The organism is Micromonospora sp. NBC_00858, assembly GCF_045207365.1.
Classification (GTDB): Bacteria; Actinomycetota; Actinomycetes; order Mycobacteriales; family Micromonosporaceae; genus Micromonospora.
On the sequence record NZ_CP108828.1, the window covers coordinates 4623096 to 4637064 of the forward strand.

Genomic DNA, 13969 nt, shown 5'->3' on the forward strand with positions numbered 1-13969 from the left:
CACTTGAGGCCGGCCGAAGCCCCACCCCGTACCGTGCCCCCGTGACTGACTTTCGCATCAGCTACGGCACCGAGGTGGCCGAGGCCCTGCACGACGGCCGGCCCGTCGTCGCCCTGGAGAGCACCATCGTCTCGCACGGCCTGCCCCGGCCGGAGAACCTGCGCGTGGCCCGGGAGATCGAGCAGACGGTCCGGGACGCCGGAGCGGTACCGGCGACGATCGGCATGATCGGCGGCGAGCTGGTGGTCGGCCTGGACGACGCGCAGCTGACCCGGCTGGCCACCGTCGATGGTGTGACCAAGCTCTCCGTCCGCGACCTCGCGGTGGCGGCGGCGACCGGCGCGGACGGTGCCACCACCGTGGCCGCGACCAGCGCGGTGGCCGCCGGCGCCGGGATCGGGGTGTTCGCCACCGGCGGTCTGGGTGGGGTGCACCGGGAGGCCGCGCACACCTTCGACGAGTCGGCGGACCTGATCACCCTGGCCCGGACCCCGATCGCGGTGGTCTGCGCCGGGGTCAAGTCGATCCTCGACGTGGGCGCGACGCTGGAGCGGCTGGAGACCCTCGGGGTCGCCGTGGTCGGTTACCGCACCCACCGGTTCCCCGGCTTCTACCTCACCGACGGCGGCTTCGACCTGGACTGGTCGGTGGACTCGCCGGAGCAGGTCGCCGCCGTGCTCGCCGCCCGTGACCGGCAGGCCGTGCACGCCGGCGGACTGATCATCGCCAACCCGCTGCCGGTTGACGAGCAGCTCGACCCGGAGCTGCACGACCGGACCCTCGCCGACGGCCTGGCCCGGCTGGACCGGGACGGGGTGACCGGCAAGGCCGTGACCCCGTACCTGCTGGCGCACTTCCACTCGGCCACCGAGGGCGCGAGCCTGGCGGTGAACGTCCGGATCATCCTGCGCAACGCCGACCTGGCCGCGCGGATCGCGGTGGCCTCGGCCGCCCGCTCCACCGCCGTACCGGCATGACCCACCCGGCCCGGGTGGTCGTCGTCGGGGACGTGATCACCGATGTGGTCGCCGTGTTGTCCGGGCCGCTCGCGGCCGGCTCGGACACCGCGGCCGAGATCAGCCTTGGTGGGGGTGGGCAGGCGGCCAACACCGCCGCCTGGGTCGCCGCGCAGGGGGTTGACGTCACGCTCGTCGCCGCGGTCGGCGACGACGACGCGGGGCGGGACCGGATAGCCGAGCTCGACCGGGCGGGCGTCGACTGCGCGATCGACCGGGTCGAGGGCGTCCCGACCGGCATGGTGATCGTGCTGGCCACCGATGGCGAGCGCACCATGGTCAGCCAGCGGGGCGCGAACCTGCGGCTGTGCGCCGAGCACGTCGAGCGGGCCATCGCGGCGGTGCCCGACGCCGGGCATCTGCACCTGTCCGCGTACACCCTGTTGGACGCCGGGTCGCGCGGCGCCGGGCTGCGGGCGCTCGCCGCCGCCCGCGAGCGCGGGCTCACCACCAGCGTCGACGCGGCCTCCGCGGCGCCGCTGCGGCGGGTCGGCGCGGCGGCCTTCCTGGGCTGGGTACGCGACGTCGACCTGCTGCTGCTCAACGCGGACGAGGCGACGGCGCTGGCCGGCGGCCTGGACCCGGCGGCGCAGGGGCGGGCGCTGTCGGCGACCGCCCGGCGGGTGGTGGTCAAGGGTGGCGCGGCCGGCGCGGTCTGGGTGGACCGCACGGACACGGTCAGCGTGGCCCCGGCCCGGCGGGTGACGGTCGTGGACGTCACCGGTGCCGGCGACGCCTTCGCGGCCGGTCTGCTCACCGCCTGGCTCGCCGGCGCCACCCCGGCGGCGGCGCTGAATCGCGCCACCGACCTGGGCGCGCTGGCCGTCTCCACGATCGGCGCCCGGCCGCGGCCGTGACCTGCCGGACCCTGGCCCGCACGCGGGTCAGGGTTCGGCGTCGATGACCTTGTGCGGGCGCTCGTCGGCGGTGAGGCTCATCGGCGGGGTGTCGTCATGCTGGCGCGGGTGGAACCGGTTGGCCAGCCGGTGCTCTTCCTTGGGCGGCCGGTCGTTGGCCAGCAGCACGGCCAGCCACGGGATGAGCACCATGCCGAGGGCACACAGCGACAGCCAGAGCCAGAGCAGTGGGGCGTTCACGCCAACCAGGATCGCGCCGACAACGATGCAGGCGACCCTGATGCACATCATCAGGACATAGCGGCGCTGACGGCTGGTGAGCTGATCGTCCTGGCTGCGCGAGGCGTCGGTGATCAGAATCGGCTGGTACGCCTGACGCTTCACCATGGACCTCCTCGAGGGGATTACGCCTCATCCTGTCACCGCGTCGCCGTGATCAGCGAAATTCGACTCATCCCGTCGCGTGTTACGCCCGTGGTACGCTCCGCGACGTGGGCAGCAGGTTCAGCTTCACCGATGAGGCGTTGGCCAACCTGAGGGTCTACGACGTCACGCCCGGGGAAGTCTGGGAGGCGCTGCACAGCGCCCGACGGGTGATTCGCCACCTGGGCGACGACGTGATGGTCGTCTACGCCGTCGCCCGGCGGGGCCGCCGACTGGCGGTGCTGCTCGCCGAGGCCGATGGCACCGACAACGACTGGGACATCCTCTCCGCTCGCGAACTGAGCGACGTCGAGTCCAAGCGCTACGACGAGGCCGTGCGGAGATCTCGCCGATGAGGAGGCCGTGACGATGCACCGTAACGACGCGACCAAGCAGTTCCACAGCGGCGACGACCGGATCGCCGAGCTGATCGATGAGAGCCCGGCGGTGGATCTGCCCACCCCCGACACCGACGTGCCGATGGTGAGCCGATCGGTCCGGCTGCCGCTGGACACCTACGAGCGGGTGCGGGCCGCCGCCGACGCCCGGGGCATCGGGGTCACCACGCTCATGCGTCAGTGGATCGAGGCCGGCCTGGCCGACCTGGACGACTCCGCCACCGTCTCGCTCGCCGACGTCCGGCGTGCGCTGGCCTCGCTGGCCCACCCCACCGCCGCCTGAGCGATCGGGTCAGCTGCCCGCGGTTTTCGCCTTCGCCGCCGCCTTCATCTGCTGCTTGTACTCCCGCACCTTGCGCAGGGAGTCAGCGTCGGTGACGTCGGCCACCGACCGGTACGCGCCCGGGTCGCCGTACCCGCCGGCCGCTTCCCGCCAGTCCTGCGGGGTCACTCCGAACCGCTTGCCGAGCAGGGCCACGAAGATCTGCGCCTTCTGCTTGCCGAAGCCGGGCAGCTCGGCGACCCGGCGAAACAGCTCGGGCCCGTCGGCGACGTCGGACCAGAGCAGGGCGGCGTCGCCGTCGTAGCGGTCCACCAGGACCTGGCACACCTCCTGCACCCGGGCCGCCATCGCCTTCGGAAACCGGTGCAGCGCGGGCGGGGTGGCGAAGATCGCGACCAGGGCCTCCGGGTCGTACCCGGCCAGCTCCGCGGCGTCCAGGTCGTGGCCGAGCCGCTGCTCCAGCACGTACGGCGAGGAGAATGCCTTCTCCATCGGCACTTGTTGATCAAGAACCATGCCAAGGAGTCTGGCCAGCGGGCTGCGCTCCAGCAGCAGGTTGGCCTCCGGGTCGATGGGTAGCACGAGCGTCATGCACACCATCCTGCCCGGCCGCCCAGCCGGGCGAACACCGACGCTCCGGGTCGGATCCGGCGGGTGGCGCTGACCGGGGACACAACGGGGGGCAGGATGGCGGCGTGGACGAACACGACATGCTGCTCTCCCCCGCTGGCGTCGACGCGCTGCGGACCGCGCTGACCGGGGCCGGGTTCACCAGCAACGGGATCGCGAACCGGCTCGGCGCGCAGGCGACCGGCGCGGTCGCGCGCAACGACTACCGGGCCGCTCTGCGGGCAACCGAGGACCGCGACCCGCTCGGCACCCTGATCCGGGTGTTCATCTGCGACCAGACCGAGTCGGAGGCGACGGTGGCTGCCGCGCTGGCGCCGCTGAGCATCGACGAGGCGGTGGCCGGCGGGCTGGTCGAGCGGCACGGTGACGGCCTGCGCGCCGGCGTCGACCTCGAACCGTACGGCGACGACTGGTGGGTGCTCGCCGACGTGCCCGCCAGCGCCCGGCCGGGCCGACCGCTGCACGCCGAGCACGTGCTCGGCCTCGGCGGGGCCACCCACACCCTGATCGGCGCGACCGTCCGTCGGCCGGTCGACACCGCGCTGGACCTGGGCACCGGCTCCGGCATCCAGGCCCTGCACCTGGCCACCCACGCGGGCTCGGTGACCGCCACGGACCTCTCGGAGCGGGCCCTGCGCTTCGCCGCGACCACCGCCGCGCTCAACGGCCAGGACTGGGAACTGCTGCGTGGCGACATGGTCGCGCCGGTGGCCGGCCGGCGCTTCGACCTGGTGGTGAGCAACCCGCCCTTCGTGGTGGGCCCGGGCACCACCACGCACGTCTACCGCGACTCCGGTCGGGTGGGTGACGCGATCGGCGCCGAACTGGCTGCCGCCGCCCCCGACCTGCTCACCGAGGGCGGCACCATGCAGTACCTGGCGAACTGGGTGCACGTCGCCGGCGAGGAGTGGGACGAGCGGGTTTCCGGTTGGTTCACGGGGACCGGCCTGGACGCCTGGGTGATCCAGCGCGAGGTGGCCGACCCGATGGCGTACGTCAACCTGTGGCTCACCGACGTCGGCGAGAGCGCCGACCCACAGCGGATGGCCGCCTGGCTGGACTGGTTCGACGCGCACAAGGTGGAGGCCATCGGCTTCGGCATCGTGTCGCTGCGCAGGGGCGGGCACGCTGACCCGGTGGTCCGGGTGGAGGAGCTGCGCCAGCGGGTGCAGCCGCCGCTGGGCGACCAGGTCGCAGCCTGGTTCGACCGCCAGGACTTCCTTCGGGTACGCGACACCGAGGCGCTGCTCGCCGAGCGCTACCGGGCCGCCGAGGGCCTCCAACTGCGGCAGGAGGCCACCATGGGCGACGAGGGCTGGGCGGTGGACCGGCAGGTCCTCGCGATGCCGCACGGCCTGCGCTGGAGCGAGGAGGTCGACCCGCTGGTATTGGCGCTGGTCGGGGGCGCCGATGGGCGGCTGCCGCTGCGCGACCAGCTCGCGCTGCTGGCCGCTGCGCACGACGTCGCGCCCGATGAGCTGGCCGAGGCGGCCGGCCCGATCGTCGCGCACCTGGTGGAGCGCGGCGTCATCGAGCCGGTGACCGCCTGATGCGGGTGACACGGGCGGCCGGGCCGCTGGCGGGCCGCTGATGCGCGCGGTGGTGCAGACCGTCGGGCGGGCCAGCGTGACGGTGGACGGCGCGGTGGTCGGCGCGATCAAGGACGGCCTGCTGGTGCTGCTCGGGGTGACCCACACCGACACCGCCGAGACCGCCGCGACGATGGCCCGCAAGGTGCACGAGCTGCGCATCCTGGACGACGAGCGGTCCGCCGCCGACACGGGTGCGCCGATCCTGGTGGTCAGCCAGTTCACCCTCTACGGCGACGCCCGCAAGGGTCGCCGTCCGAGCTGGACCGCAGCCGCCCCCGCCGAGGTGGCCGAGCCCCTGGTCACCGCCGTGGTGACCGCGCTGCGCGAGCGGGGCGCGCCGGTCGAGACCGGCCGCTTCCGCACCCACATGCTCGTCGAGAGCACCAACATCGGCCCCCGAACCATCCTCCTGGACCTCTAACCCCACCCCGCACCCCCGCCCCCGCACCCCCGCAGCGGTGATCAAGAGGTTCGCGTCAGAACTCGCCCTCGATGTGACGCAAACCTCTTGATCACCGGGGAGGTGGGGCCGAGCACGTCCGTTAGGAGAAGAGGCCTCGGCGGGACAGGGACTGGCGGAGCCAGCCGTCGAGTTCGGCGGTCCAGTCGGTGCGGTCGGCGGTGGCGTGGTCGACCGTGAAGCGGCCGAAGGCGTCGCGGCCCTCGGTGAAGACGCCGCCGCGCTTGTCGACCTCCAGCACCACCTGCATCTGCTGCGGGTCGGCGATGAAGGTGACCTCCAACTGGTTGATCGAGCGGGCGTACTGCGGCCCCGGGCTGAACTCGATCTCCTGGTAGAAGGGCAGCGTCTGCCGTACGCCGTAGATGTGGCCACGCTCCACATCGGCGCGGGCGAACCGGAAACCCAGTCGCAGCAACGCCTCCAGCAGGCGCTCCTGCGCCGGCAGCGGGTGCACCGCCACCGCGTCCAGGTCGCCCTTGTCGACCGCGCGGGCCACCTCCAGCTCCGTACGCAGCCCCATCGTCATGCCGTGCAGGTGCTGCCCGTACAGCTCGGTGACCGGCGTCTCCCACGGCACGTCGAAGCGGAACGGGATGTCGTGGCGCTGCCCCGGCTGCAGCCGGAACGCACCGGTGACCTGCTGGCGGTGGAACTCCTGAGTGGTGTCGTAGTCGTTGTCGCCGCTCTCCACCTCGACCCGGGTGACCAGGCCGAGCGTCACGTGGTCGATGTCGACCTGGTGGTCACCGCCGACGACCTGGATGCGGCCCTCCAACTGGCCGCCCGGGCGGCAGTTCGGGTTGGCCAGCACCGTCTCCACCGACGGGCCGCCGACCCCCATCGCCTTCATGAGCCGCTTGAAGACCACACCATCCTCCATCTGTTGTCCCGCCGACCCGGGATGGCCGACGGTCGGGACGGTAGCCGGGGCGGGCAAGGCACACCGGGGCGACACACCGCTCCGCCGATCCGACCGGATTCCTGTCGGGTGCCCGATCGCCTCACTCCCGTTTCACGCCCCGCCCGCCAAGCTGTGTGTCACACCGGCACCACTGGGCCGGAGGCACGGCACAGACGTGGACACGGGGAGAGACAGAGATGGCCCTGCAGATGACGGAACACCGGATGCGCCCGGCCGCCAGCACCGACACCGACGGGGCCACCGAGGTCCTCGCCGACCTGGACGCCACCGATGAGCGTGGCATCTCCACCGACCTGGTTCGGGCGTACCTCAACGGGATCGGCCGGACGAAGCTGCTGACCGCGGCCCAGGAGGTCGACCTGGCCCGGCGGATCGAGGCCGGCCTGTTCGCCGACGAGAAGTTGGCCACCTGCACCCCGGTCTCGCCGGAGCTGCGGGCCGATCTGGAGCTGATCGTCGCGGAGGGCCGCGCTGCCAAGGACCACCTGCTGGAGGCGAACCTGCGGCTGGTGGTCAGCATCGCCAAGCGCTACACCGGTCGCGGGATGGCTTTCCTGGACCTGATCCAGGAGGGCAACCTCGGCCTGATCCGGGCGGTGGAGAAGTTCGACTACGCCAAGGGCTACAAGTTCTCCACCTACGCCACCTGGTGGATCCGGCAGGCGATCACCCGCGCGATGGCCGACCAGGCCCGCACCATCCGCATCCCGGTGCACATGGTCGAGCAGGTCAACCGGATGGTCCGGGCCCGCCGCGAGCTGGCGGTGTCGCTGGGCCGCGAACCCACGGTCGCCGAGGTCGCCCAGGCGCTGGACATCCCCGAGTTCCAGGTCATCGAGCTGATCTCCTACGACCGGGAGCCGGTCAGCCTGGACCAGGCCGTCGGCGACGACGGCGAGAGCGCGCTCGGTGACTTCGTGGCGGCGGTGGACCCGCGCGGCGTGCCGGGCGACGCGGCCGCGCAGGGCGAGCTGCGCAACGAGGTGAGCATCGTGCTGGCCACCCTGTCGCAGCGGGAGCAGGCGGTCATCCGGCTCCGGTTCGGGCTGGACGACGGCCGGCAGCGCACCCTGGACGAGGTCGGCCGGGAGTTCGGCCTGTCCCGGGAGCGGATCCGGCAGATCGAGAAGGTGACGCTGCTGAAGCTGCGAGCCCCGGAGCGGGCCCAGCGCCTGGAGGCGTACGCCTGCTGACGCACCTGGTTCCCATGGAAGGCCTCGGCGGTTCGCCGGGGCCTTTCATGCTGTCGAGGTGCTTGACGGTGGCACCGATCCGCGATAGAAACCATGTGGTTATACAACCAGGAGGTTATAGGCGGTGGGCACCGAACTGTTGGACGCGACCTTCGCGGCGCTGGCCGACCCGACCCGGCGGGCCATCCTGGCCCGGCTCGCGGGTGGTGAGGCGACGGTGACCGAGCTGGCAGAGCCCTTCGCGATGAGCCAGCCGGCCATCTCCAAGCACCTCAAGGTGCTGGAACGCGCTGGCCTGATCAGCCGGGGGCGGGACGCCCAGCGCCGACCGTGCCGGCTGGAGGCCCGACCGCTGCGGGAGGCCACGGCCTGGCTCGCCGACTACCGCGACTACTGGGCGGAGAGCTACCAGCGCCTCGACGCCCTGCTCGACGAACTCCAGGCCGTCAACCAGACCGACGCCGAGCGCCGGCGCGCCCGACTGGACGGGACGGGCGGGTGACCGGCATCGGCGACGCGCTCGTCGTACACACCCCGGGCGACCGGGAGATCGTGTTGAGTCGGCTGTTCGACGCACCGGTGCACCTGGTGTTCGCCGCCTTCACCCAGCCTGAGCTGCTGGTCCGGTGGTACGGCGCACGCGGGTGGCGGCTGGCGGAATGCGATGTCGACCTGCGGGTCGGCGGACGGTGGCGGTACGTGTCACTGGGCCCCGAGGGCGCTCGGATGGTCCAGGCCGGGGTCTACCGGCAGATCGAGCCACCGCACCTGCTGGTCTGCACCGAGCTCTTCGACGACCAGTCCTACCCGGGCGAGACGCTGGTCAGCCACGAGTTCACCGAGCTGGCCGGGCGAACGACAGTCACCACCACGCTGCGCTACGCCACCCCCGAGGGGCGGGACATCGTGCTGCGCTACCCGATGGCCCGAGGCGTCGGGCAGAGCTTCACACGGCTCGCCGAACTGCTGCACCTGACAACGACGATGCGAGGAGAGACACCATGAACTGGACACTGGAAGTGGTGATCGTGCCGGTCTCCGATGTGGACCGGGCAAAGAAGTTCTACGCCGACCAGCTCGGCTTCGCCGTGGACCACGACACGGTGGTCGGCGACGGCGCACGGATCGTCCAGCTGACCCCGCCCGGGTCCGGCTGCTCGGTCGTGATCGGCAAGGGCGCCGTCCCGGACATGCCGCCGGGCTCGCTCAAGGGACTGCAACTGGTGGTGCCCGACCTGGAGCAGGCCCGCGCCGAGCTGGTCGAACGTGGTGTGGAGGTCAGCGAGATCCAGGTGCTGGGCGCCAGCCCGAGCCCCACGCCGCACCCGCTGGACAACGTCGGCTTCGTCTTCTTCACCGACCCGGACGGCAACGCCTGGGCCATCCAGCAGATCTCCAGCCGCGCCTGACCGGACCCGCTGAGAAGGGGCCTGACCGGACGCGCTGAGAAGGGGCCCTCACAAGCGGCGAGGGCCGGTGTCCGGTCGGGCGGCCACGCCGCCGACCCGTACCTGGGCGTGCAGGACCGAGATGCCGTCCGGGCGGGCGAGCACCGGGTTGAGGGTCAGCGAGCGCACCCGCGGCTGCTCGTCGGCGAGCTGACCCACCCGCAGCAGCAGGTCGGCCAGGGCCGCCCGGTCGACCGGTGCGGCGCCCCGGTGCCCGCGCAGCAGCGGCGCCGCCCGGGGCTCGTCGACCAGCTCTGCGGCGTCCCGGTCGGTCAGCGGCACCGCCCGCCAGGCCCGGTCGCCGAGCAGCTCGGTGGCGACCCCGCCGAGGCCGAAGCCGACCACCGGCCCGAACGCCGGATCTTCCACCAGCTCCACCACGCAGGCCACCCCGGGCGGGACCATCGGCTGTACCAGCACGTCCGCGCCGAATGCCGCCGCCAGCTCGGCGTACGCCCGGCGGACCGTCGACTCGTCGGGCAGGTCGAGCCGGACCGCGCCCAGGTCGAGCCGGTGCCGCAGCCCCGGGGCGGCGGCCTTGAGCGCGACCGGGAAGCCCAGCCGCGCCGCCGCGCCGGCCGCGGCGTCGACCGAGTCGACGGGCACCGACGCCACCACGTCGATGCCGTACGCCGCCAGTAGCGCGGTCGGGTCAGGCGGGTCGGCGCGCAGCGCGGTCTGCGCGGCGGTCCGGTCGATCCGGGACAGCTCGGGCGCGACTCCGGGCGGGCGACGCAGCCATTCGGCGTACCGGTGCACCCGGGCGAGTGCCCGCACCGCCTCCTCCACGCCGCCGTACACCGGCACGCCGGCCGGCAGTCGCCCGACCAGGAACGTCGCCACGGTCGGCTTACCCAACGCAAGTGCGGCGGGCAGCGCGGCGGCGACATCGGCGTCCACATTGCTGGGTTGGCCGGGCAGCGGTGGGGCGAGGACCACCACCAGCGCGTCCACCCGGTCGTCGGCCGCCGTCTCGGCCAGCGCGGCCGCGAAATCGGCGGCGCCGGCGCTCGGCCCGACGTCACGGGGGTAGCCGTCGACGACGGTGAGGCCCTGCCCGGCGCAGGCGCTCGCCGCCAGGCCGGTCAGCGCCGAGGAGTTGCCGACCACGCCGACCCGGCCGGCCGCCGGCAGTGGCTGGTTGGCCAGCAGCACCCCCACGTCGAGCAGCTCCGGAACGGTGTCCACCCGGATGACCCCGGACTGGGCAAAGAGCGCCGCCACCGCCACCTCGTCCGGCCCGGCGGTGTCGCCGACACCGACCGGACGGGCGGGCGAGGCGAGCGCGACGACCGGTTTGGCCCGGCCGATCCGCCGAGCCAGCCGGGCGAACTTGCGCGGATTACCGAAGGTCTCCAGGTACAGCATGATCACGTCGGTGTCGGGGTCGTCCTGCCAGTACTGGAGCAGGTCGTTGCCGGAGACGTCGGCCCGGTTGCCGGCCGAGACGAAGCTGGACAGCCCGAGGCCACGCCGGTCGGCCTCGGCGAGCAGCGCCACCCCGAAGGCACCGGACTGGCTGAAGATGCCGGCCCGACCGGCTGGCGGCAGCGCCGGGGCGAGCGTGGCGTTGAGGCGTACCGCCGGGTTGGTGTTGGCCACGCCGAGACAGTTCGGGCCGACCACCCGCATCCCGGCGGCGTGCGCCGTGCGGACCAGCGCCCGCTGCATGGCCGCGCCCTCGGCGCCGGCCTCGCCGAAGCCGGCCGAGATGACCACCAGGCCGTGCACCCCGGCGGCGGCCGCGTCGGCGACCACCGCGGTCGCCGCCTCCGGTGGGACCGCCACCACCGCCAGGTCCACCGGCAACTTGGCGTCGACCGCCGACGGGTACGCGCGCAGCCCCGCCACGGTCGACGCGCTCGGATGCACCGGCACCACCGCACCGGTGAAGCCGCCGTCGCGCAGGTGCCCGAGCACCGCCGCGCCGACGCCCTGGCCGGTGGCGCTGGCACCGTAGACGGCGATCCCGCGCGGGGCGAGCAGCCGGGCGATCGAGCGGGCCTCGGTGCGATGCTCCCGACCGCGCTGCACCTCCAGCGTGGCCTCGGTGGGCGCGATCGGGAAACTCAGGTGGACCACGCCGTCGGCGTACTCGCGCTGGACCTGGTAGCCGAAGTCGGCGAAGACCCGCAGCATCGTCCCGTTGGCCGGCAGCACCTCGGCGACGAAGCTCATGATGCCGTTGCGCCGGGCGGCCTCGGCCAGGTGCTCCATCAGCACGGAACCGATGCCCCGGCCCTGGTGGGCGTCCTCCACCACGAAGGCCACCTCCGCCTCCGGGGCCTGCGGGCCGAGCCGCTCGTAGCGGCCGACCGCGACGATCTGGTCGCCGGCCAGCACCACGAACGCCTCGCGGTCGCGATGGTCGACGGTGACGAAGCGGATCAGATCCCGCTCGGGGATGCGCGGGTACGGCGAGAAGTAGCGCAGGTAGCGGGTGCGTTCGGAGAACCGGCCGTGCATCGCCACGATGTCCGGCGCGTCCTCCGGACTGATTGGTCGCAGTTGGACGGTGCTGCCGTCGCTGAGCAGCACGTCCACCGACTGGTCGACGGTCGTCACCGGCCCGGCTCAGTCCCGCGGATCGTGCGGGTCGAGCCCGAGCAGCGGGAACACCGTCTTGCGGGTGGCCGCGATCGCCCGGTCCACCGCGTTCGGCTCGCCGGTCGGCTGCCACGGCTCGTACGACGGGTCCGCGTCGTCGGTCATCCGCAGCGGCACCTCCCGACCGGGGCCACGGGCGGCGGCCAGCGCCCGCCACGCCGGCGGGGTGAGCGTCGCCGGGTCGAGCGGGGCGCCGGTGGCCACGGCCAGCAGGTGGGTCCAGGCCCGGGGCACCACCTCGACCAGCGCGTACCCGCCGCCGCCGGTGGCCACCCAGCGGCCGTCGCACAGCTCGTCGGCGAGCGCCCGCAACGCCAGGTAGGTGGCCCGCTGCCCGTCCACCGTCAGGTTCAGGTCGGCGAGCGGGTCCAGCCGGTGCCCGTCGGCGCCGCACTGGCTGACCAGCACCTGCGGTCGGAACGCCCGCAGCACCGACGGCACGATCGCGTGGAACGCCCGCTGCCAACCGGTGTCGTTGACGCCCGGGGGCAGGGGCATGTTCACCGCGGTGCCCTGCGCGCCCGGCCCACCGGTCTCGTCCGGGAAGCCGGTGCCCGGGAAGAGCGCGAGTGGGGTCTCGTGCAGGCTGACCGTGAGCACCCGGGGGTCGTCCCAGAAGATCTCCTGCACCCCGTCGCCGTGGTGCACGTCGACGTCCACGTACGCGACCCGCTCGGCGCCCAGGTCGAGCAGGCGGGCGATGGCCACCGCGGGGTCGTTGTAGACGCAGAAGCCGGAGGCCCGGGCCGGCATCGCGTGGTGCAGGCCACCGGCGACGTTCACGGCTCGCCGGGCGTCACCCCGCCAGACCGCCTCGGCGGCGGCCACGGTGGCGCCGGCGATCAGCGCGCTGGACTCGTGCATCCCGTCGAAGACCGGATTGTCGGAGGTGCCCAGCCCGTAGCCGGCGAACAGCGGGTCGTACGGCGCGGCGCGCACCGCGGCCAGGTAGGCCGGCTGGTGCACCCGGGCGAGCAGGGCGTCGTCGGCGGGCTCCGGCTTGACCAGGCGTACCCCTGGGCGGTCCAGGATGCCGAGCTCGCGGGCGAGCGCGATGGTCAGCTCCACCCGGACCGGGTCGAGTGGATGCTCGCCCATGTCGTAGGCGAGCAGCGACTCGTCCCACACCACCACCGTGTCCTCGGACATGAGCCCATCGTCGCACGAGGACCGTCGCCGGCCCATCGCACGCGCTGGTCAGCGACCGGGTGTCGGTCCGGAGGCGACCGGCCGGGTCGGGTCGGCCACCCAGTTGCTCCACGATCCGACGTAGAGCGCCGCGTCCGGGCGGCCGGCCAGGTGCAGCGCGAGTACGGCCTGCGCGGCGGTCACCCCGGAGCCGCAGTACGCCCCGACGGACCGCGCCCCGGTCGCCCCGACGGCGGCGAACCGCTCGCGCAGCACGTCGGCGGCCGGGAAGCGCCCGTCCGGTCCGACGTACTCGGTGGCGGGCAGGTTCGCCGCTCCTGGCACGTGCCCGGCGACCGGGTCGATCGGCTCCACCTCGCCGCGGTAGCGGGGCGCGGCCCGCACGTCGAGCAGCACGGCGTCGTCCGCGGTCGCCAGCGCGGCGGCCTGCCCCGCGTCGAGCACCGGGAGATCGCCCGGGCGCACCTCGACGTCGCCCGAGGCCGGGGCGGGCGCCACGGTGGAGACGGGCTGGCCGGCGGCGACCCAGGCCGGGTAGCCGCCGTGCAGCAGGCGGACCGGGCGGTGCCCGGCCCAGCGCAGCGTCCACCAGGCCCGGGCGGCGGCCAGGCCGTCGCCGCCGTCGTACACCACCACGGGGTGACCGGCCCGAACGCCGGCGGCCCGCAGCGCGGCCTGCAACGCGGCCGGGTCGGGCAGTGGATGCCGGCCGCCGGCACCGGGTGGCCCGCAGAGCGCGGTGTCCAGGTCGACGAAGACCGCGCCGGGCAGGTGACCAGCCAAGTAGTCGTCGCGGCCGGGCGGGCCGGTGAGCCGCCAGCGGACGTCGAGCAGGGCGGGCGGATCGGCGCGGTCGAGCTCGGCGGCGAGCCGATCGACCTCGACCAGCGGCTCCTGGGTACCGGACATGGCGACCATCCAACACCATCCCGGTCGTCGGCTCGCGGCTCGGCGGCGGTCGATCGGCGTTCTCCGAGGTAGCATCGTG

General features: G+C 73.6%; 16 protein-coding genes. 10 read left to right on the plus strand and 6 right to left on the minus strand.

Annotation, left to right across the window (positions count from 1 at the left end):
• Positions 1–41: 41 nt before the first annotated feature.
• Together OG990_RS21475 and OG990_RS21480 are read left to right on the plus strand one after the other, a co-directional pair.
• Positions 42–977, plus strand: coding sequence for a pseudouridine-5'-phosphate glycosidase (locus OG990_RS21475; protein WP_355608382.1), 936 nt, complete (start codon positions 42–44; stop codon positions 975–977).
• Complete coding sequence (locus OG990_RS21480; RefSeq protein ID WP_406076961.1) at positions 974–1873, plus strand: carbohydrate kinase family protein; 900 nt, start codon at positions 974–976, stop codon at positions 1871–1873. The genes OG990_RS21475 and OG990_RS21480 overlap by 4 nt, the downstream gene beginning before the upstream one ends.
• Before the next feature lie 27 nt (positions 1874–1900).
• Here the strand turns inward: OG990_RS21480 and OG990_RS21485 are convergent, their stop codons facing one another.
• Positions 1901–2260, minus strand: a complete 360-nt coding sequence (locus OG990_RS21485) for a DUF3099 domain-containing protein (protein ID WP_328424875.1) — start codon at positions 2258–2260, stop codon at positions 1901–1903.
• A 104-nt stretch (positions 2261–2364) separates the two neighbouring features.
• Between OG990_RS21485 and OG990_RS21490 the strand changes: the two genes are divergently transcribed.
• Together OG990_RS21490 and OG990_RS21495 are read left to right on the plus strand one after the other, a co-directional pair.
• Positions 2365–2652 carry a hypothetical protein gene (locus OG990_RS21490; protein ID WP_328424873.1) on the plus strand — a complete coding sequence of 96 codons (288 nt, stop codon included), beginning with the start codon at positions 2365–2367 and terminating at the stop codon, positions 2650–2652.
• A gap of 13 nt (positions 2653–2665) precedes the next feature.
• The gene (locus OG990_RS21495; protein WP_278138095.1) at positions 2666–2977 is read left to right on the plus strand and encodes a hypothetical protein; all 312 of its coding nucleotides are present in this window, start codon (positions 2666–2668) and stop codon (positions 2975–2977) included.
• A gap of 9 nt (positions 2978–2986) precedes the next feature.
• Here OG990_RS21495 and OG990_RS21500 read toward each other — a convergent pair whose 3' ends face one another.
• Positions 2987–3577, minus strand: a complete 591-nt coding sequence (locus OG990_RS21500) for an HhH-GPD-type base excision DNA repair protein (RefSeq protein ID WP_355608375.1) — start codon at positions 3575–3577, stop codon at positions 2987–2989.
• Between the two features lie 95 nt (positions 3578–3672).
• On the opposite strand from OG990_RS21500, the gene OG990_RS21505 reads away from it, so the two are divergent.
• Both OG990_RS21505 and dtd read left to right on the plus strand, forming a co-directional pair.
• On the plus strand, positions 3673–5157 hold the full coding sequence (locus OG990_RS21505; RefSeq protein WP_406076962.1) for a methyltransferase: 1485 nt from the start codon (positions 3673–3675) through the stop codon (positions 5155–5157).
• Between the two features lie 40 nt (positions 5158–5197).
• Positions 5198–5620 (plus strand): D-aminoacyl-tRNA deacylase, encoded by a 423-nt coding sequence (gene dtd, locus OG990_RS21510; RefSeq protein ID WP_328424867.1) that lies wholly within the window; start codon positions 5198–5200, stop codon positions 5618–5620.
• Between the two features lie 121 nt (positions 5621–5741).
• Here the strand turns inward: dtd and OG990_RS21515 are convergent, their stop codons facing one another.
• The gene (locus OG990_RS21515; protein ID WP_406081840.1) at positions 5742–6530 is read right to left on the minus strand and encodes a sporulation protein; all 789 of its coding nucleotides are present in this window, start codon (positions 6528–6530) and stop codon (positions 5742–5744) included.
• Positions 6531–6760: 230 nt separating this feature from the next.
• On the opposite strand from OG990_RS21515, the gene sigB reads away from it, so the two are divergent.
• The 4 genes from sigB (at position 6761) to OG990_RS21535 (ending at position 9186) form a co-directional block, all read left to right on the plus strand.
• Positions 6761–7777, plus strand: a complete 1017-nt coding sequence (sigB, locus tag OG990_RS21520) for an RNA polymerase sigma factor SigB (RefSeq protein ID WP_406076963.1) — start codon at positions 6761–6763, stop codon at positions 7775–7777.
• A 124-nt stretch (positions 7778–7901) separates the two neighbouring features.
• Positions 7902–8279 carry an ArsR/SmtB family transcription factor gene (locus tag OG990_RS21525; protein ID WP_406076964.1) on the plus strand — a complete coding sequence of 126 codons (378 nt, stop codon included), beginning with the start codon at positions 7902–7904 and terminating at the stop codon, positions 8277–8279.
• 5 nt (positions 8280–8284) lie between these two features.
• On the plus strand, positions 8285–8782 hold the full coding sequence (locus OG990_RS21530; RefSeq protein ID WP_406081841.1) for an SRPBCC family protein: 498 nt from the start codon (positions 8285–8287) through the stop codon (positions 8780–8782).
• On the plus strand, positions 8779–9186 hold the full coding sequence (locus OG990_RS21535) for a VOC family protein (protein ID WP_406076965.1): 408 nt from the start codon (positions 8779–8781) through the stop codon (positions 9184–9186). Before OG990_RS21530 ends, OG990_RS21535 begins: the two co-directional genes overlap by 4 nt.
• A gap of 48 nt (positions 9187–9234) precedes the next feature.
• Here the strand turns inward: OG990_RS21535 and OG990_RS21540 are convergent, their stop codons facing one another.
• Genes OG990_RS21540 through OG990_RS21550 form a run of 3 tightly spaced genes read right to left on the minus strand, consistent with a single transcriptional unit; the run spans position 9235 to position 13890 of the window.
• A complete protein-coding gene (locus tag OG990_RS21540) occupies positions 9235–11790 on the minus strand; it encodes a GNAT family N-acetyltransferase (protein WP_406076966.1) in 2556 nt (851 codons plus the stop codon).
• 9 nt (positions 11791–11799) lie between these two features.
• Positions 11800–12981 carry an acetoin utilization protein AcuC gene (locus OG990_RS21545; protein WP_355608360.1) on the minus strand — a complete coding sequence of 394 codons (1182 nt, stop codon included), beginning with the start codon at positions 12979–12981 and terminating at the stop codon, positions 11800–11802.
• 48 nt (positions 12982–13029) lie between these two features.
• Positions 13030–13890, minus strand: a complete 861-nt coding sequence (locus OG990_RS21550; RefSeq protein WP_406076967.1) for a sulfurtransferase — start codon at positions 13888–13890, stop codon at positions 13030–13032.
• Positions 13891–13969: the final 79 nt, after the last annotated feature.

What these genes read in the sequence shown, in the direction of transcription:
- OG990_RS21495 (WP_278138095.1), top strand. Translation starts at nt 2,666, where the DNA reads ATGCACCGTAACGACGCGACCAAGCAGTTCCACAGCGGCGACGACCGG.
- OG990_RS21500 (WP_355608375.1), bottom strand. Translation starts at nt 3,577, where the DNA reads ATGGTGTGCATGACGCTCGTGCTACCCATCGACCCGGAGGCCAACCTG.
- OG990_RS21545 (WP_355608360.1), bottom strand. Translation starts at nt 12,981, where the DNA reads ATGTCCGAGGACACGGTGGTGGTGTGGGACGAGTCGCTGCTCGCCTAC.
- OG990_RS21550 (WP_406076967.1), bottom strand. Translation starts at nt 13,890, where the DNA reads ATGTCCGGTACCCAGGAGCCGCTGGTCGAGGTCGATCGGCTCGCCGCC.
- dtd (WP_328424867.1), top strand. Translation starts at nt 5,198, where the DNA reads ATGCGCGCGGTGGTGCAGACCGTCGGGCGGGCCAGCGTGACGGTGGAC.
- OG990_RS21485 (WP_328424875.1), bottom strand. Translation starts at nt 2,260, where the DNA reads ATGGTGAAGCGTCAGGCGTACCAGCCGATTCTGATCACCGACGCCTCG.
- OG990_RS21535 (WP_406076965.1), top strand. Translation starts at nt 8,779, where the DNA reads ATGAACTGGACACTGGAAGTGGTGATCGTGCCGGTCTCCGATGTGGAC.
- sigB (WP_406076963.1), top strand. Translation starts at nt 6,761, where the DNA reads ATGGCCCTGCAGATGACGGAACACCGGATGCGCCCGGCCGCCAGCACC.
- OG990_RS21480 (WP_406076961.1), top strand. Translation starts at nt 974, where the DNA reads ATGACCCACCCGGCCCGGGTGGTCGTCGTCGGGGACGTGATCACCGAT.